Origin of the sequence: Alkaliphilus oremlandii OhILAs (assembly GCF_000018325.1) — a bacterium.
Lineage (GTDB): Bacteria > Bacillota > Clostridia > Peptostreptococcales > Natronincolaceae > Alkaliphilus_B > Alkaliphilus_B oremlandii.
This window is the reverse complement of record NC_009922.1, coordinates 1672919-1691121: the sequence shown is the minus strand read 5'-3', so window position 1 is coordinate 1691121 and position 18203 is coordinate 1672919. Positions and strand designations below refer to the sequence as shown.

General features: G+C 34.2%; 22 protein-coding genes. 21 read left to right on the top strand and 1 reads right to left on the bottom strand.

The window, feature by feature from the left end; genetic code table 11:
* Nucleotides 1-41 precede the first annotated feature (41 nt).
* The 10 genes from CLOS_RS08140 (at nucleotide 42) to CLOS_RS08095 (ending at nucleotide 8666) form a co-directional block, all read left to right on the top strand.
* Complete coding sequence (locus CLOS_RS08140) at nucleotides 42-668, top strand: DUF2953 domain-containing protein (protein ID WP_012159438.1); 627 nt, start codon at nucleotides 42-44, stop codon at nucleotides 666-668.
* 1 nt (nucleotide 669) lies between these two features.
* Nucleotides 670-1116, top strand: coding sequence for a GerW family sporulation protein (ytfJ, locus tag CLOS_RS08135; RefSeq protein WP_012159437.1), 447 nt, complete (start codon nucleotides 670-672; stop codon nucleotides 1114-1116).
* A gap of 87 nt (nucleotides 1117-1203) precedes the next feature.
* On the top strand, nucleotides 1204-1602 hold the full coding sequence (locus CLOS_RS08130; protein WP_012159436.1) for a MazG nucleotide pyrophosphohydrolase domain-containing protein: 399 nt from the start codon (nucleotides 1204-1206) through the stop codon (nucleotides 1600-1602).
* Between the two features lie 163 nt (nucleotides 1603-1765).
* Nucleotides 1766-2845, top strand: coding sequence for a D-alanyl-D-alanine carboxypeptidase family protein (locus CLOS_RS08125; RefSeq protein ID WP_242649556.1), 1080 nt, complete (start codon nucleotides 1766-1768; stop codon nucleotides 2843-2845).
* 239 nt (nucleotides 2846-3084) lie between these two features.
* On the top strand, nucleotides 3085-4011 hold the full coding sequence (locus tag CLOS_RS08120; protein WP_012159434.1) for a sulfide/dihydroorotate dehydrogenase-like FAD/NAD-binding protein: 927 nt from the start codon (nucleotides 3085-3087) through the stop codon (nucleotides 4009-4011).
* A gap of 17 nt (nucleotides 4012-4028) precedes the next feature.
* Entirely contained in the window at nucleotides 4029-5309 is a 1281-nt protein-coding gene (locus tag CLOS_RS08115; protein WP_012159433.1) for an FAD-dependent oxidoreductase, read from the top strand.
* A gap of 30 nt (nucleotides 5310-5339) precedes the next feature.
* Nucleotides 5340-6044 (top strand): pseudouridine synthase, encoded by a 705-nt coding sequence (locus tag CLOS_RS08110; RefSeq protein ID WP_012159432.1) that lies wholly within the window; start codon nucleotides 5340-5342, stop codon nucleotides 6042-6044.
* A gap of 106 nt (nucleotides 6045-6150) precedes the next feature.
* Entirely contained in the window at nucleotides 6151-6516 is a 366-nt protein-coding gene (locus CLOS_RS08105) for a hypothetical protein (RefSeq protein ID WP_012159431.1), read from the top strand.
* A gap of 86 nt (nucleotides 6517-6602) precedes the next feature.
* Nucleotides 6603-7172 (top strand): class I SAM-dependent methyltransferase, encoded by a 570-nt coding sequence (locus CLOS_RS08100; RefSeq protein ID WP_012159430.1) that lies wholly within the window; start codon nucleotides 6603-6605, stop codon nucleotides 7170-7172.
* A gap of 96 nt (nucleotides 7173-7268) precedes the next feature.
* On the top strand, nucleotides 7269-8666 hold the full coding sequence (locus CLOS_RS08095; RefSeq protein ID WP_012159429.1) for an oxaloacetate decarboxylase subunit alpha: 1398 nt from the start codon (nucleotides 7269-7271) through the stop codon (nucleotides 8664-8666).
* An 82-nt stretch (nucleotides 8667-8748) separates the two neighbouring features.
* Here CLOS_RS08095 and CLOS_RS08090 read toward each other — a convergent pair whose 3' ends face one another.
* Nucleotides 8749-9390, bottom strand: a complete 642-nt coding sequence (locus tag CLOS_RS08090; protein ID WP_012159428.1) for a hypothetical protein — start codon at nucleotides 9388-9390, stop codon at nucleotides 8749-8751.
* A 400-nt stretch (nucleotides 9391-9790) separates the two neighbouring features.
* On the opposite strand from CLOS_RS08090, the gene CLOS_RS16445 reads away from it, so the two are divergent.
* The 11 genes from CLOS_RS16445 to CLOS_RS08035 all read left to right on the top strand — a co-directional run bounded on the left by CLOS_RS16445 (nucleotide 9791) and on the right by CLOS_RS08035 (nucleotide 18189).
* A complete protein-coding gene (locus CLOS_RS16445; protein WP_012159427.1) occupies nucleotides 9791-10003 on the top strand; it encodes a 4Fe-4S binding protein in 213 nt (70 codons plus the stop codon).
* Nucleotides 9993-11132 carry a 2-oxoacid:acceptor oxidoreductase subunit alpha gene (locus CLOS_RS08080; protein WP_012159426.1) on the top strand — a complete coding sequence of 380 codons (1140 nt, stop codon included), beginning with the start codon at nucleotides 9993-9995 and terminating at the stop codon, nucleotides 11130-11132. Before CLOS_RS16445 ends, CLOS_RS08080 begins: the two co-directional genes overlap by 11 nt.
* 1 nt (nucleotide 11133) lies before the next feature.
* On the top strand, nucleotides 11134-11952 hold the full coding sequence (locus CLOS_RS08075; RefSeq protein ID WP_012159425.1) for a 2-oxoacid:ferredoxin oxidoreductase subunit beta: 819 nt from the start codon (nucleotides 11134-11136) through the stop codon (nucleotides 11950-11952).
* Nucleotides 11953-11956: 4 nt separating this feature from the next.
* Nucleotides 11957-12490, top strand: coding sequence for a 2-oxoacid:acceptor oxidoreductase family protein (locus CLOS_RS08070; protein WP_012159424.1), 534 nt, complete (start codon nucleotides 11957-11959; stop codon nucleotides 12488-12490).
* 24 nt (nucleotides 12491-12514) lie between these two features.
* Nucleotides 12515-13390 (top strand): MurR/RpiR family transcriptional regulator, encoded by an 876-nt coding sequence (locus CLOS_RS08065; protein ID WP_012159423.1) that lies wholly within the window; start codon nucleotides 12515-12517, stop codon nucleotides 13388-13390.
* A 196-nt stretch (nucleotides 13391-13586) separates the two neighbouring features.
* Nucleotides 13587-14189 (top strand): histidine phosphatase family protein, encoded by a 603-nt coding sequence (locus tag CLOS_RS08060; protein WP_012159422.1) that lies wholly within the window; start codon nucleotides 13587-13589, stop codon nucleotides 14187-14189.
* Between the two features lie 5 nt (nucleotides 14190-14194).
* Nucleotides 14195-15424, top strand: coding sequence for a BaiN/RdsA family NAD(P)/FAD-dependent oxidoreductase (locus CLOS_RS08055; RefSeq protein WP_012159421.1), 1230 nt, complete (start codon nucleotides 14195-14197; stop codon nucleotides 15422-15424).
* 96 nt (nucleotides 15425-15520) lie between these two features.
* Nucleotides 15521-15889, top strand: a complete 369-nt coding sequence (gene aroH, locus CLOS_RS08050) for a chorismate mutase (protein WP_012159420.1) — start codon at nucleotides 15521-15523, stop codon at nucleotides 15887-15889.
* Between the two features lie 41 nt (nucleotides 15890-15930).
* Entirely contained in the window at nucleotides 15931-16584 is a 654-nt protein-coding gene (gene cmk / locus CLOS_RS08045) for a (d)CMP kinase (RefSeq protein ID WP_012159419.1), read from the top strand.
* A 2-nt stretch (nucleotides 16585-16586) separates the two neighbouring features.
* Nucleotides 16587-17195 carry a lysophospholipid acyltransferase family protein gene (locus CLOS_RS08040; protein WP_012159418.1) on the top strand — a complete coding sequence of 203 codons (609 nt, stop codon included), beginning with the start codon at nucleotides 16587-16589 and terminating at the stop codon, nucleotides 17193-17195.
* Between the two features lie 154 nt (nucleotides 17196-17349).
* On the top strand, nucleotides 17350-18189 hold the full coding sequence (locus CLOS_RS08035; protein WP_012159417.1) for a 4-hydroxy-3-methylbut-2-enyl diphosphate reductase: 840 nt from the start codon (nucleotides 17350-17352) through the stop codon (nucleotides 18187-18189).
* The last annotated feature ends 14 nt before the right edge of the window (nucleotides 18190-18203 follow it).

The following is an 18203-nucleotide window of genomic DNA, read 5'->3' as shown; positions in this document are numbered from 1 at the left end:
GGTAAAAATAAAAGTAAGGTGAAAACGAGGAGTTTGATAAAATGATTATTTTAATAATAGGAATTATATTGGTTATCCTATTTTTTTCTGATTTTATTATAGAGATGCGTATAAATAAATGTGGTAAGGATCATAAAATCAATATGCACTTGAAAGGATTTTATGGGATAATGAACTATAATATCCATATTCCTTTTATTGATATTGTTACAGGAAGAGACAATATTCCAGCATTAAAATTTAATCAAAAGATAGGAAGAGGAAAAAATCTAAAAAATATAGCAAATAATAAATCTGTAATCAATCTGCATGAGTTGCAAAATATGTATAAAAAATATAAAAAAATTTATTTAAAATACACAACATTTATAGTAAGTATTCAAAAAAAGATCATCATACATCGGATATACTGGACAACAGAGCTCGGCGTTGGTGATGCTTATGAAACCGCAATGATTACGGGATTTATTTGGATGATGAAATCTTATTTAATGACAGCCTTATATCGGAGCCGTCATCAACCTAAGGATGCTCATATCAATGTGGCGCCAAACTATGGAAAAGAGATTTTGAACACATCGTTTCATTGTATATTTAGCATTAAACTAGGCAATATTATAAATGCAGGATTAAAAACTTTAATAGTACAAAAAAGGGACGGTGTGTAAAATGAGTGATCATCCGATAGAAGCTCTGATGAAGACTACAATGGAAAGTATTAAAGAGATGGTGGATGTCAATACGATTGTAGGAGATGCTGTAGAATCTCCCGATGGAAGTGTCATCATACCAATTTCAAAAGTATCTTTTGGTTTTGCATCTGGTGGTGGAGAATACACAGAAATTAGAAAAAATAAAAAAGAAGATGAGAATGGAAAGTTGGTAAAGGATAAATTTCCATTTGCAGGTGGTGCTGGTGCTGGTGTTTCCGTACAGCCCGTTGCTTTCATGGTAGTTGGCAATGGTCAAATGAAACTGATGTCTGTCGACCAGAACGCAAATCTGGTGGATAATATCATTAATTCGGCGCCAAAGATGATCAATAGTATACAGGCTGTATTTAGCAAAGATAATAAATTAAAACCCACTGACAGTGAAATGATTAGTTTTGAATAGAGGACGCATTAGTCCTCTTTTTATTTGATAGAATGATATTAAAAGTATATAATATGAGTATAAACAACGATACAAGGGGGAGTACTGATGGATATACGGACAGCGATAGAGAATATATGGGAAAATAGAAAATATACGACTCATGACCCTAAAACTGCAGTAAGTCATTTAAATGAAGAAGTTGCTGAGTCTTTAAAGGCTCTAATGAAAGGTGATATTGATAAAGCCAAACGAGAACTTCAGGATGCCATGTCTTGCTTGTTTATTGCAATGAAGGTTTTAAATGTAGATCCTATTGATGCAGTGAATAGTCAAATTAAACAGATGCAAAAAAGAAATGAAAAGATCATGATATTTAAAAACGATAAAGTAGAAATCTATGTAAATGGAATTTTAAAAGGTGGATGGTCTATCTGGAGTGAAGACGATGTAAAGGATGCTGAAAAATTGGCCAAAGAATTTGGTTGTGAAATAAAATATGAATAGTTTATGGATCGAAAATAAGTAAATTGTAAATTTTACTTATTTTTTTATGCAAAGAATGATTCCTGTAATATTGTAAATACTAATAATGTTCATAAGGCTCCATAAAATTGTTTTAAGAGGTGAAAATATGCGGGAAAGAGTTTTTTGTTTTATAATAATTTTTATGATGTTAATGGCGAATCCATCCTATGGTCAAGAGAAGATGAAAAATATACAGACCGGAGGAAAGTCAGCCATCGTTATGGATGTAGAAACAGGAAGAATTTTATATGAAAAAAATATGCATTTAAAACTACCTATGGCCAGCACAACTAAAATTATGACTGCTTTATTGGCAATTGAGAATATTCCTTTAGAAAAAAGAGTGAAGATCAACCAAAATGCCCAAGGGATTGAAGGTTCTTCTATATACTTAAGAGCTAACGAGGAAGTGAAGGCGATAGACTTAGTATACGGATTAATGCTACGGTCAGGAAACGATGCAGCAGCAGCCATTGCATATGAAGTGTCGGGGTCCATCGAAGCATTTGCAGATCTGATGAATGAAAGAGCAAATAAAATCGGTGCAAAGAATACAAATTTTACCAACCCTCATGGCTTGCACCATGAAAATCACTATACAACAGCTTATGATTTAGCTTTAATTACTCGGGAAGCATTGAAGAATAGTGTATTTAAAGAAGTTGTAAAAACTAAGTTCTGGACAGCAGATAGAAATGAATATAAGCATTTTGCCAATAAAAACATAGGGCTAGAAATATGTGAGGGTGGAGACGGTGTAAAAACTGGATACACCACAAGATCTGGAAGGTGCTTAGTATCATCTGCTAGTAGAGAAGGCATGCAGTTTATAAGTATTACATTAGATGATTATAATTGGTTCGATACAAATAAAAAACTATTGGATGAAGGTTTTAAGCGGTACCGACCGCATCATATTTTTACGGAGGAACAAGTCATTACAAGCATGAAAGTATTGAATGGAAAGAAGAATACAGTGTTTATAAAACCGAACAGAGGGCTAATCGTACCTCTAAGTGAAGGGGAATTAGAAAGGCTACTGACAGTAATCAATGCTCCGGATACTTTAGAGGCACCATTAGAAAAGGGCAGTAAAATCGGGACAATGGTTACATATTTAGATGGAAAAATTCTTGGAACCACTGATCTAATTATAGATGAATCTGTAGAAAGAATAACAATTAGAGAAAAAATAAAAAATTTATTTATAAAACAAAATTAAATACATTATCAAAAAACATAAATCCTTAATCTAAAGCTATATTAGGGGTTTATGTTTTTTATTCGTATTAAATTAGTAACATAATTTTAATAAAAAAATATTCTAGTAATATGTAAAGTTTAAAAGCCGGTTGGACTATTGGGCAGATTTGTACCATATTGAATTTGATACAGGGTGCAAGTCTTTAAATTATTTGCAATGGTTTGAAATAAATTGATTTTAAGGAGGTCGGTCATTACATGGGACTAAACAGATGGAAATGTATTGATGCAGGAAGTGAATACTGCCCTTGTTATTTAGCTGAAGAGAATAATTGTATTACATGTACACAACTACAGGGAAAAAGTTATTGTGATTGTAATTGGATGGGCGTTTGCATATATAATGACTTCTGTTTTTTTAATAATAAGAGAAAGGATACTCGTTTATCTCAAGAGGTAGCCATATTAACTAAAGAAGTTATGGATAATACCATGGTTTTATCGTTGAAGGTTCATAAACATTTAGCTCGATTATTAAAGCAACCGGGATCCTATATTTTCGTAAGAAATAAATTTAGTGATTATTACTTTGACATTCCAATATCGATTATGGATTCTGATGAAAAAACCGCTACCATAGTTGTTGCTATAGAAGTACGAGGCATTAAAAGTCAAAAAATTATGAATGCGGGAGATCATCTGATTATAAGAGGTCCTTATTGGAATGGCATATTTGGCCTTGAGCATCTTAAAACAACGGAGGAGAGCAAGTGCTTAGTGATTGCGAGGGGAATCGCCCAAGCACCTACTATTCCAGCGATAAGACAGTTACTTAAAAACAAAAATGATTTAGATATTATCGTGAACAAGAGAGCTGGTGAGCATAATTATATAAGTGATTATTTTAATTTAGAATCTATAAAAGAAATCGATATGGTATCGGATGAAGTTGCTATTTTTTGCAGAGATTTAATGGAGAAAAATAAATATGATTTAGTATTTATAGGAGGCTCCGATACATTACAAAACAAAATCATAAGGAATATAGAAAAACCACAGAATACGAAAATAGTAACGACAAATAATAATGTGATATGCTGTGGTGAAGGAATTTGCGGCGCTTGTGCCCAGAAAGATGAATTTGGAATATGGATTAGAACTTGCAAAGCTCAAAAAGTAGAATAGCAGGAGGGGGTATTAAAATGGCAAAAGTTATAATTGTAGGTGGTGGATGGGCAGGATGTGCAGCAGCTATAACTGCAAAAAAAGCAGGTGGTGAAGTCCATCTCTTCGAAAGAACAGATATGCTGCTAGGTTTAGGCAATGTAGGTGGAATTATGCGAAACAACGGTAGATATACGGCGGCTGAGGAGACGATACTATTAGGTGCACCAGAGCTATTTGAAATAACTGATCAATGCTCTAGACATAGAAACCTTGATTTTCCTGGGCATAAGCATTCCAGTCTATATGATGTATCCATCATTGAAAATACAGTTCGAAAATTATTAGAAGCCATGGGAATTCATTTATATTTAAATCATAGAATTGTCGATATCGTTAAAATAAACAATCGCATAACGGCGATCAAATGTCAGAACAATAATACCTTTGAAGGAGATATATTTATAGAAACAACAGGCTCTACAGGTCCTATGGGAAACTGCATTAAATACGGAAACGGCTGTGCTATGTGCGTTTTGAGATGCCCCTCTTTTGGTCCTAGAATCAGCTTAAGCCAAAGAGCTGGCGTAGAAGATATTCTGGGATTAAGAGCAAATGGTCAATATGGTGCATTCAGTGGCTCCTGTAAACTAAATAAAGATTCATTATCGGAAGAATTAAGACAAGAGCTGAACGAGAAAGGTGTCGTCGTAATTTCTCTACCGAAAGAAGATATCAATATGAGTAAATTAGAAATGAAAGTTTGCCAACAATATGCATTAAAAGAATACGCGGAGAATGTGATTTTACTGGATACGGGTCATGCAAAACTGATGATGCCATTTTATCCCCTAGAAAAACTTAGAAAATTAAAGGGACTAGAAAATGCAAAATATGAAGATCCATATTCAGGAGGAATCGGTAACTCTATTCGATATCTCTCTGTGGCTCCTAGGGACAATATGATGAAAGTTGAAGGAATCGAAAATCTATTTTGTGCAGGAGAGAAATCTGGACTCTTTGTAGGGCATACAGAGGCAATTGTAACAGGTAGTTTGGCTGGGCATAATAGCATTAGAGCCTCTCTAGGAATTCCGTTGTTACAACTTCCAGTAGATATTGCCTCCGGAGATTTGATATCCTATGCAAATGAAAGAATTCATCATCAAGAGGGGTTAAAAGAAAGATTCACATTTGCTGGATCGGATTATTTCAAAAGAATGAAAGAATTGAATCTATATACCACGGATACAGAGATTATAAAATTAAAACTAAAAAGATTAAATCTATTGAATATTTACTCTGAACGATTAAAATAGTATTAGAAGACAAATGATGAGGTGGAATAGATGAGACTACAGAAGTTTTTAGCTGCAAATGGCGTTGCTTCCAGAAGAAAAAGTGAAGAATTAATAAGTAGTGGTAGAGTTAAGGTCAATGGAAATATCATCACTGAAATGGGATATAAGGTAGATTTAGATATAGATAAAATTTCCGTAGATAATAAGGATATCATATTGCAGGAACGCAAAGTATATATTCTGTTAAATAAGCCTACAGGATATGTTACAACCGTATCAGAGCAATTTAACCGCAAGAAGGTTACAGATCTAGTAGATGTACCTTATCGAATTTTTCCGGTAGGTAGATTGGATTATAATACCTCTGGATTACTGATACTAACCAATGATGGGGAACTGACCTATAAATTGACGCACCCTAAGTTTAAGGTCGAAAAGGTATATATTGCAAAGGTGAAAGGAATACCGACGAAGGAAGCCTTAGAAGCATTTGAGAATGGTTTGAAAATTGAAGACTATATTACGGCACCAGCTAAGATTAAGATATTAAAAGAGATCAATCAGCATACATTAGTTGAGGTTCGAATTAGAGAAGGTAAAAATCGTCAGGTAAGAAAAATGTGTGAGGCTATTGGTCATCCCGTTGTTGAACTGAAGAGAATTGCTATGGGTAGAATTCATTTAGGAAACCTAGATGTTGGAAATTGGAGATATTTTACGGAAAGAGAGATCGCTTATTTGAAACAATTATAAGATGCATAAGAAAAGCTTTGGTCTTTAGAATAAAAGCTTTTCTTATGATCTATTGGAATATATCTATACTTTAACAATAGCATCAACAGATTGGGGAGATAGAGCAGTGATCATGATAAAAAAAGTGGAAAAAGAAGAACTTTGCAATTTTATAGGATATGAGGAGATAAGTGCTAGAATAGAAGAATATGAAAATACTACGACAAAAATCTATTTTGCAGCAATAGAAGGAAGCCTTATTTTAGGACATGCCATCGTCGAGATCGATGAAAGTTCCATTCCTGTAATCCATGAGTTAGTTATACGACCAGAAAAAAGAGATATGGAATTAGAAGATGGTTTATTAAGGACAGTCTTAAATTATTTATGGATGAACGCATTCAGTAGTGCGATGATAAAAAACGAGAATGGCTTAGAGATATGTGATATTCAGCGCTTTTTTTCAGTAAAATGCAAACATAGAGTTAAATAATATCATAAATTAAATATCTCATCCGAGTAATAAGATGGTTGCTGGGTATTTAATAGAATAGAAACATTTAAGAAAGGAATGTTCACTTGAGTCTACTTACGAGAGTTACAAATTTTGTTCAAATTATTTTAAAGGAAAAAATTAAACAAGGAAATATTGCGATTGATGCTACTATGGGAAATGGCAATGACACTGTATTTTTAGCAAGATCGGTTGGGATCAGTGGTAAAGTTTATTCATTTGATGTCCAAGAAATTGCATTACGGAATACGAAAGAGAAAATCACTGAACATCATTTAAAGGGATATGATATTCAACTGATCAATGATGGACATGAAAATATTAATCAATACATTGAAGGATTAGTGGATGTTGTAATGTTTAATCTAGGATATTTGCCTAAAGGTGATCCCGCAATAATTACCAGACCAAAAACTACGATAAAAGCGATTTCTCACATGATTCAGCTTTTAAAGCCTGGCGGCATCATATCTATTATTATATATTATGGACACGAAGGAGGTAAAGAAGAAAAAGAAGCAGTTTTAGATTTTTTAAAAGGAATTCCCAAAGAGGAGATTACAGTGATAGAATCCAATTATACGAATCATATGAATAATCCTCCAATTATAGTTTTTATAGAAAAAAATAAATAAAGGGTTTTTTCTACTTATATAGAATACCATAGGAAAATTGATAAAAATATATCAATTCTACCTAATAGTTTTTTAATATATGATAGGGGTGATCTAGTGACTAAATTAAAAATTACTGAAACAGTTTTAAGAGATGCGCATCAATCTTTATTTGCAACCAGAATGAAGACTGAGGAAATGCTTCCTATTGCTGAGATGCTAGATAAGGTCGGATACCATTCTTTGGAGATGTGGGGAGGCGCTACATTTGATGCTAGTTTAAGATTCTTAAATGAAGATCCTTGGGAGAGGCTACGAAGTATCCGAAAGGTCGTTCGAAATACGAAGCTTCAAATGCTGTTAAGAGGTCAAAACCTATTGGGATATAAACATTATGCTGATGATGTTGTATCAGAGTTTGTCAGAAAATCGATCTATAATGGAATCGATATTATACGGATATTTGATGCGCTCAATGATCTTAGGAATTTAGAAACTTCAGTGAAAGCTACCCTGGCGGAGGGTGGACACGCCCAATGTGCATTATCTTATACCATCAGCCCTGCCCATAATATCGCTTATTATGTGAAAAAAGCAAAGGACATGGAAAGTTTAGGTGCTAGCTCTATTTGCGTTAAAGATATGTCTGGAATATTAACACCCTATGTTGCTTTTGATCTAGTTACAGAGCTAAAGAAAGCAGTGAAGGTTCCGATTCAAATCCATACGCACTATACCAGTGGGATTGCATCCATGACTTATTTAAAAGCGATAGAGGCAGGTGCAGATGTTGTAGATACTGCAATTTCTCCATTAGCTTTAGGAACATCACAACCGCCAACAGAGCCATTGGTGGCATCTCTTAAAGACACGCCATACGATACTGGATTGGACTTAGAGGTACTTAATGAAATTGCTGAATACTTTAGACCGATGAAAGAGAAGCATCTGAAATCAGGACTAATTGATCCGAAGGTTTTAGGAGTGGATGCAAAAACACTAGTATATCAAGTTCCAGGTGGCATGTTATCAAATTTAATATCTCAACTGAGATCCCAAGGTAAAGAGGATAAATTCGAAGATGTATTAAAGGAAGTTCCGATGGTTCGAGAAGATTTAGGATTTCCTCCACTTGTGACGCCAATGAGCCAAATGGTGGGTACACAGGCCGTATTTAATGTGATTACTGGCGAAAGATATAAGATGGTACCAAAGGAAATAAAGGATTATGTCAAAGGTCTTTATGGTGAAACCACGGTGCCAATTCATGAAGATATCAAGAAAAAAATTATTGGAAATGAAGAATCGATTACTTGCAGACCAGCCGATCTCATTGAGCCTCAGCTACAGATTTTAAGGGAAGAGATTAAAGAGTATGTGGAGCAAGAAGAAGATGTACTTTCCTATGCATTATTCCCACAAGTGGCAACAAGCTTTTTTAAGGACAGGTGGGCTAAAAAATATAAGATAGAAACGAGCTTATATAATGAAGAGGAAAGAACTCATCCAGTGTAAAGTACATTCATCTTAAATGAATAAAAGCCATGTATGAAAGTGGACATTCTTCTTTCATACATGGCTTTTATATGATAGCTTTTCACAGGCAGTTACTGTGAAGAAAAATTTTGTTGAGGTGGGTACTATTAAATTTTTTTACTTTTGCTCGAGTACCTTGTTGAAGTATTTCATTACATTTAAAACAGAATAAATTACTTTTTTTAACGATTTCTTCTTCTATTTCTATAGGAAGATTACCATATTTTTGCCAGCTATCCCACCCTGTTTTACAAAGCAGGCTACGGTTTTCAAAATCCGCGTAAACCCATTTTAATATTCTATGAAAATGAAAAGGATATTTCGTATAAGCTATAAAGCTTTGAGGTAGTCCCAAGGAGATCGCATATTCCTCAAATGATTTCTCTACTAAACTTTGAAGAGGCTCCTGAATTTGAGTACAAACATAAGTATAATTGTTTTCCTCCAGCCAAATTTTCAATTTATCAAACATATACCCTCGACACACTTCAATTTTTTCTTCCGTTGTCACATTAATTTTATGAAATAACTTTTTTACAATAGTAATAACATAACAGATGTACTCTTTCTGCTTAAAATAATCATCACGATAATATTCTAAAGGTATGGTATCAAATTCATATTCCCCAGTTTCAACTCGTACGATACCAATGATTGTCCCACCGAGTAAACTTCCGCTACCAGCATCATCTATTTGAATCAAAGTATCACCTCTACCATATCATTCTCTCATAGTAACCATAATTTTATTATGGATAAAATTCTTGAATTATATTCATTTGTAGTTTTATAAACAAAATGTATTTAAAAAATAAGCAAGATTTTAAACCGCATATTGCAGTAATTATTACATTTAAAATTATGTATTCAAAAAAAAAAATCATTGACTGCTGAAATACTTAAAAAATCGATAAAGTAAAAATTTCTAATTATAATTTTTATTTCGTTTTTTTAAACTTTCTTTATTAAATGACGAAAATGAATTTTAAATTGCAAAATAATAAAAAAAACCAAAAATATGAAATAAAAATTGCAATAATCGAATAAATCTGATATGCTTTTAATAAGAATATAAAAATTGCTTTGTTGAAAGGAAGATACCAGTGGACAATAAAGTAAATAAAGAATTAAAAGTACGGACTGAGTGGTGTAAGGCCTGTGGAATATGTGTTGAGTTTTGCCCTAAAAATGTACTACAGATAAAGAATGAAAAGATCGACATAAAAGATAGAGAACGTTGTATTCAATGTGGCCAGTGCGAACTGCGGTGCCCAGATTATGCGATTTATTTGGAGGTGGTTGACAGTGAAAAATAATGAAGTAAAACTAATGCAAGGAAATGAAGCTTGTGTAGAGGGAGCCATTGCAGCTGGTATGAGATTCTACGCAGGGTATCCCATTACACCGTCTACTGAAATAGCAGAAATATGTGCACAAAAACTACCATTAGTAGGTGGCAAGTTTATTCAAATGGAGGATGAGATTGCCGGAATGGCTGCAACCATAGGTGCCTCTTTAACTGGATTGAAATCTATGACAGCAACGAGCGGACCAGGATTTTCTTTGAAACAGGAAAATATTGGATATGCTGCTTTGACAGAAATACCGTGTGTGATTGTAAACGTCCAAAGATACGGTCCTAGTACCGGTTTACCAACGGCTCCTGCACAAGGGGACATTATGCAGGCAAAATGGGGGACACATGGGGATCATCCAGTGATCGCTTTGAGCCCTACTTCGGTAAGGGAAACCTATGACCTTACTATTAAAGCATTTAATTTATCCGAAAAATATAGAACACCAGTATTCCTAATGTTAGATGAAATTGTAGGGCATATGAGAGAGAAAATAGAGATACCGAGTGTAGAAGAGATAGAGATTTATGACAGATTAAAACCAGAACAAGGAGATTTAGAATATAAAGCTTATGGTGTAAAAGACAATGAGATCGTTCCTCGAATGGCTTCTTTTGGTGAAGGATTTAAATTTCATGTGACAGGGTTAATGCACGATGAATTTGGCTTTCCAACCAATAGTTCAGCGACATCGGATAAACTGCTTAGAAGAATTATGAACAAGGTAAGTGATCATGTAGATGACATCGTCATGTACGAAGAAGAATATATGGAAGATGCAGAAGTTGTTGTTTTGGCTTATGGTGGTACATATCGATCTGCAAGAAGCGCAGTAAAGCAAGCCAGAAAATTGGGCTATAAAGTAGGATTATTTAAGGCGATAACAATTTGGCCATCACCAGAAAAGGAAATTAAAAAACTATGTAAGAACGTCGATAAAATAATTGTTCCAGAGCTAAATTTAGGTCAGTATTCTTTGGAAATCGAAAGAATTGCATCTGGAGAGAGTAAAATTTATAGCCTAGGAAAAGTAACTGGGGAAGCAATAACTCCTGATGAAATAATAGCTAAGATTAGGGAGGTTCTATAAAATGGCGAGTGAATTAATTCGTAATAATTTAAGAATGGATCGATTGCCCCACATATGGTGTCCCGGTTGTGGACATGGAATTATAATGAGATCTTTAGCTATGGCGATTGAAAATTTAAATTTAGATAAAGATAAAGTATGTGTAGTTTCCGGTATTGGATGTTCTTCGAGATCCAGCGGCTACATGGATTTTAATACCCTACATACAACACATGGGAGAGCGTTAGCATTTGCTACGGGAATTAAACTGGCTAACCCGGAATTAGAAGTTATTGTAATCACAGGAGATGGAGATTGTTCGGCTATTGGTGGTAACCATTTAATTCATGCTAGCAGAAGAAATATCGGAATTACTACCATCGTTTTTAATAATAATATCTACGGAATGACAGGAGGACAATATTCTCCGACGACACCGAGTCAGGACTATGGAACAACAGCACCTTATGGAAATATCGATAAACCTTTTGACATCTGCAAACTTGCGGATGCTGCTGGCGCTACTTATATAGCTCGAGGAACGGCATACCATGCAAATCAATTGATCAAGTTAATTGAAAAAGCAATTGAAAATAAAGGTTTTTCTTTAGTGGATGCTATCAGTGTGTGCCCAACGTATTATGGACGTAAAAATAAAAAAGGCTCTGCTGTAGATATGTTAAAGGATTTAAAAGAGGCTACTCTAGATGTAAAAGCAGCAGAAAAACTTCCGATGGAGAAACGAAGCGGGAAATTACTGATTGGAGAATTCAAAAATATCATAGAGCCTGAATATACAGAAGAATATAGTAAAATTATTGCGAAATATAGAAAGGAGTGATAATATGAATATGCAGACAGAAATAAGACTGACTGGTTCCGGTGGGCAAGGATTGATTTTAGGAGGTATTATTCTAGCTGAGGCTGCAATACTGGATGGTAAAAATGCAATTCAATCCCAGTCCTATGGCCCTGAGGCTAGAGGGGGTGCAAGTAAGGCGGAAGTGATTATCAGTATAGAAGAAATTGATTATCCTAAAGTTGAGAAGGCAGATTTACTATTATCACTTACCCAAATTGCATGTGATAAGTATATCAACACATTAAAGGAAAATGGTATTTTAGTTGTGGATTCAACGATTCGATTGCCTGAGAACCTGCCATTTAATGTAATTCAAATTCCTATTCTAAATACAGCAGCGGAGGAAGTTAAAAAACCGATGGTTGCAAATATCGTTGCGATCGGCGCAATTCAAGCGATAACAAATGCTGTTTCTAAAGAATCATTGGAAAAATCAGTCTTGAAAAGAGTTCCTGCTGGAACAGAAAATTTGAATAAAGCGGCTTTGCTTGCAGGATATAATTTAATAAACGCATAAAATAATATTATGGGATGATAAAATATGGTCGATGAAAATAAAAAAGACTTAATTAGTCAAATACAAAAAGAATTTCCAAAACTTAGTAAAGGTCAAAAACTAATCGCGCAATATATTATTGATAATTATGACAAGGCAGCTTTTATGACAGCCTCTAAACTTGCCAATAAGGTAGGGGTTAGTGAATCTACGGTTGTTCGATTTGCAAATGCACTGAACTTTGAAGGGTATCCTCAGCTTCAAAAGGGTTTAGAAGAGATCATTAAGACGAAGCTTACTACTGTTCAGCGTGTTGAGATGGCAAGCGAATATTCTGACGAAGGCGCCATACTAAAAAAAGTACTAAAGGCAGATATCGATAATATTAGAAATACCTTAGAAAAAATAGATTACGATGTATTCCAACAGGTAGTGGATAAGGTATGCCATTCTGAGACGATTTACATTGTCGCATTAAGAAGCTCCACTGCATTAGCCGACTACTTAGGATTTTATTTAAACTTAGTTCTAGATAATGTTAAAATAGTGAATCGTGGTATTAGCAATATGTTCGAACAGATGCTTAGAATATCAGATAAAGATTTAGTTATAGGAATTGGATTTCCAAGGTATTCTGTACAAACCTTGGATGCTCTAAACTACGCCAAAGAACAAGGTGCTACTGTAGTGGCACTTACAGATAGCTTGATATCGCCATTGGCAAGTATGGCGGACTATCCACTGATAGCAAAGAGTAATATGGCTTCCTTTGTGGACTCTTTAGTAGCGCCATTAAGTTTAATCAACGCTTTAGTTGTTGCAGTAGGAATGCGAGAAAAGGATAAAATTACAGAGTACTTTAATAAACTTGAAGACATTTGGGAAAAGTACAATGTCTATGAGAGAAAAGACCAGAATTGATAAAGATTTCTCTACAACTATGGAGGACTAATAGAAATTAAAATAAAGCGATCATGAGACCGCTTTATTTTAATTTTTAACATAATATTCTTATGGTAGTGGAATATTCAAGGGTTGGTTTTGAGAATACTTGGGTTGATGAAAATATTTTAAGGATAATAATTGGGAGTTGATTCAAATAAAGAATGTATATTTGGTGCGACATGGACAAACTTCTTGGAACTTAGAAAAAAGGACCCAGGGAGGAAAAGATTCTGACCTGACAGCCTTAGGGATTCGACAAGCTGAAAGTCTCCGTAAGAAATTCCAAAAAATTAAACTGGATTCAATTTATACCAGTCCATTAAAGAGAGCTTACACAACGGCACAAATGGTTGCTAAGGATCAAAATCTTAATTGTATACTGGATGACAGATTGGTAGAAATGAATTTTGGAGATTGGGAAGGTTTAACCCATGAGGAAATAAAAAAATTCTACCCGGAAGAATTCAAAACTTGGAGAATGGAGCCTCATATGGCTGTTATTCCAAATGGTGAGACGATATCCGTCGTACAAGAAAGAATGGTTGCCTTTTTAAATGATATTATCATTCAATCTAATGATGATAACATATTGGTAGTAAGTCATAGTGCCACCATTAAGCTGCTTTTGCTTCACATTCTTTCCATGAACTTGAATCATTATTATAATCTACAACAAGATAATTGTGCGATCAATTTGGTAACCTTTAAACCTTATGGACCTGTATTGGTAAAGTATAATGATATATGCCATATGGATATAATGATGGAAAGGTGAACTTTATGAGAAAAAAAGTGATTGTTATTGGAGCAGGTCCAGCTGGAATTATGGCTGGAATTACAGCTGCTAGGCAGAATAAAGAGGTTATTGTAATTGAAAAGAATGATCAAATAGGTAAAAAATTAAGAATAACTGGGGGAGGACGGTGTAATTTAACGAATGCTTGCAGCATTTCAGAGATGATAGAGAAGACCTTATGTAATGGTAAGTTCTTATATCCTAGTTTTAATGCCTTCAGCAATATGGACTTGATCCACTTTGTAGAAAGCAATGGCTGCAAGGTAAAAATTGAATCAAAGGGAAAGGTTTTCCCCCTAAGTGATCGATCCCAGGACATTATAGATCTATTTCTAAGGGTCTTGAATCAATATAACGCTGTTGTTCGAACGCAACATGAAGTAAAGGATATTCTAACATCTGAGAATACGATTGTCGGTGTTCAGCTTAGGGACGGGCTGGTATTGGAATGCGACAGTGTAATTATTGCAACAGGTGGTATGTCTTATCCACACTTAGGAAGCACAGGGGACGGCTATACCTTTGCACAAACTTTGGGTCATCGTATCGTCGATTTAAAACCGAGCTTAGTGCCAATTGCTATTAAAGAAGAGTGGATAGACGATTTAATGGGAATCTCTCTAAAAGATGTTCGCATCATTTCTAAAGTGGGTAACAAAAAGAAGATAGAAACAGAAGGTGATCTCATTTTTACACATTATGGCATATCTGGACCGGCTGTGTTAGAACACAGTGCATATTTAAATAAATATGCTCAAAGTTCCGGTAGCATAATAAAGATAGATTTATTGCCTTCTTATCAATATGAAGATTTAGAGCTTATTTTTAAGAATGAATCCATGATGAATGGAAGTAAATTGGTCCGAAGTATCTTGGGCAATTATTTGCCTAAGAACTTATCCAGTAAATTATTAAATTTACTGGAAGTAGAAGAAGATTTAAGATTGCGTGATTTATCTAAAAAGGATCGAAATAAACTGATTCATATAATTAAAGAATTGGAGCTGACGGTCAGTAGCTTTAGATCGATCAAAGAAGCTACAATTACATCTGGAGGAATCCCGATCAACGAAATAGATAGCAAGACCATGGAATCGAAAGTCATAAAAGGTCTTTATTTTGCAGGGGAGATTATTGATGTTGATGCTATTACAGGAGGGTACAATCTACAAATTGCTTTCTCTACAGGTTACGTTGCAGGTATGAATGCATAGATTCTTACTGACATGGTAGTAAAAATATGGATGTACTTGAGGAATCATATAAATTGATGTATAATCTCTTTAGGCAAATCAAAGAGAGGGATTCTAATGAGGATAATAGGTATTCGTGGCGCTATTACAGTAAATGAAAACAGTACTGTGGCAATAGACGCTGCTTCTTATGAAATGATGAAAAAGATTATTGAATTAAACTCTATCGTGGAAGATGATGTGATTAGTATAACTTTTACAATGACAAAGGACCTCAATCAACGGTACCCATCTGCTATTGTTCGAGAAAAGCTGAATTGGAAGAACACCCCTATTTTAAATTTTGAAGAAAAAGATATCATCCATAGTTTAGAAAAATGTATTCGAGTTCTAATATATGCATATAGCGATAAAGCAAAAAAAGATGTGGCTCACGTATATTTAAAGGAAGCTGAAAAGCTGAGACCTGATCTTTGTTTTAAATAACCACCAATATGGTGGTTACATTTATTCTAAGGAGGCATTATATGGAATTTGTTCAAATTGCAATAGATGGCCCTGCAGGAGCTGGGAAAAGTACAATTGCCAAAAGAATAGCAGAGCGTTTAAATATCACATATATTGACACAGGTGCAATGTATAGGGCTCTTACATATAAAGTTTTAGCCAATAACATCGATATTACCAATGAAAAAACAATTATTGAATTAGCCCAAAATAGTAATATTCAATTTTTACAAGAGAATATTTACTTAGATGGCAAAATGATTAATGAAGAAATTCGGAGTATTGAGATTAATAAAAAGGTTTCACATGTGGCTAAGATTAAGGAAGTAAGAGAAATTCTAGTGGATGCACAAAGAAAAATTGCTTTGGGCCAAGATGTCATTATGGATGGTAGAGATATTGGTACCCATGTACTGCCAAATGCGACTTTAAAGATTTTCCTAACAGCTTCTGTACAAGAGAGAGCTTTAAGAAGGTATTTGGAGCTCAAGAAAAAAGGAATTGAAGTAGATATTGATGAGTTAGAAAAAGATATTATGAATAGAGATAATATCGATAGCCAGAGAGCATTTGCACCCTTGGTGAAAGCCCAAGATGCAATTATTATAGATACAACAGGTTTAACCATAGAGGATGTTGTAGAACGTATAATTAATCTTTTAAAGGGGGTATAACCATGTTATTCTATAAAGTGGTAAGAAATACGGTTAAATTTTTACTTCATTTAATCTATAGAATTGAGATTTCTGGTAAAGAAAACATTCCCTTAGAAGGAAAATCTATCGTGTGTTCGAATCACTTTAGCCTGATGGATCCTGTGATTATTGGCACATGTTTGCGAAGAAAAATAAACTATATGGCGAAGGAAGAGCTTTTCTCAAACAAAATTTTTGCTTCCGCTTTAAATAAATTAGGTGTATTCCCTGTGAAGAGAGGTGGAGCCGATGTAAGTGCAATAAAATCCGCCTTAAAGATATTGAGATCTGGGGAATTACTTGGAATATTTCCAGAGGGTACAAGAAGTAAAAATGGAGAGATGCTGGAGGCGAAAGCAGGTCTTGCGATGATCGCTATCAAATCTGAGAGTCCGGTTATTCCTGTAGCTATCATAGCAAACTATAAGATATTTAGTAAAGTAAAAGTTATTATTGGCGAACCAATTGATTTTTCTAGTTATTATGGACAAAAAGTTTCTACAGAAGAGTATCAGTTACTAAGCCAAAATGTGTTGAATCACATCAAAAATTTAATTCATGAAGAAAATACATCCGTAGAAAAATTATAACAATCCTTGCTATTTTTTAAAATAAAACGGATGGATCTATATTAGAAAAAAATATGGAAATACTTATTAATGAAGAAGGATTTTAGCATATTATGTAGAATCATATTAAAGTTGTATGTTTAATTTCATATTATAAACCTATAGGAGGATAGTAATGAAGGTAGTCGTAGCAGATCATTCTGGGTTTTGTTTTGGAGTAGAAAAAGCAATCGATACTGCTTTTAAGGAGTTAGAATATAAAGATTCAAAAGATATTTACACCCTAGGTCCTCTTATTCATAATCAGCAAGTCATCAGTCACCTTGAAGAGAATGGAATTAAAGTTGTATCAGATTTAAATTCAGGGAAAGATGGCGTAGTGATCATTCGGTCTCATGGTGTTCCTAAAGACGTGTACAAGGATGCTTCTGAAAAAAAGATTGATCTTGTAGATGCTACATGTCCTTTCGTGAGAAAGATCCAAAATATAGTGGAAGAATATCAGAAAAAAGGATATCATATTGTTATCATTGGGGATCCAAGTCATCCTGAGGTCATTGGAATCAATGGCTGGTGTGACAATACAGCCCACATTGTTAAAAACGAAGACGATGTTCATAGGATTCCTTTTTTAGATAATTTGTGTATTGTTGCACAAACGACTATTTCAACATCTTTATATACTGAGTTGACGGCTATGATTGAACAAAAATCGAATAATGTTTTAAAGTTTAATACGATTTGTTCTGCAACAAGGGATCGTCAGAATTCTGCTAGAAACCTTGCAAAAGAAGTAGATGTCATGATTATAGTAGGTGGATACCATAGTTCGAATACCCAGAAACTAGTTGAAATTTGTAAACAAGAAAAACCAGACACAACCTTTCATATTGAAACTGCTGGTGAAATACCCATGAATATATTAAAAAATTACGAAAGCGTAGGTGTTACAGCAGGAGCATCTACACCAAAATGGATCATTGACGAAGTAATTGATAGAATTAACAATTTATAATAATTTATTTAGGA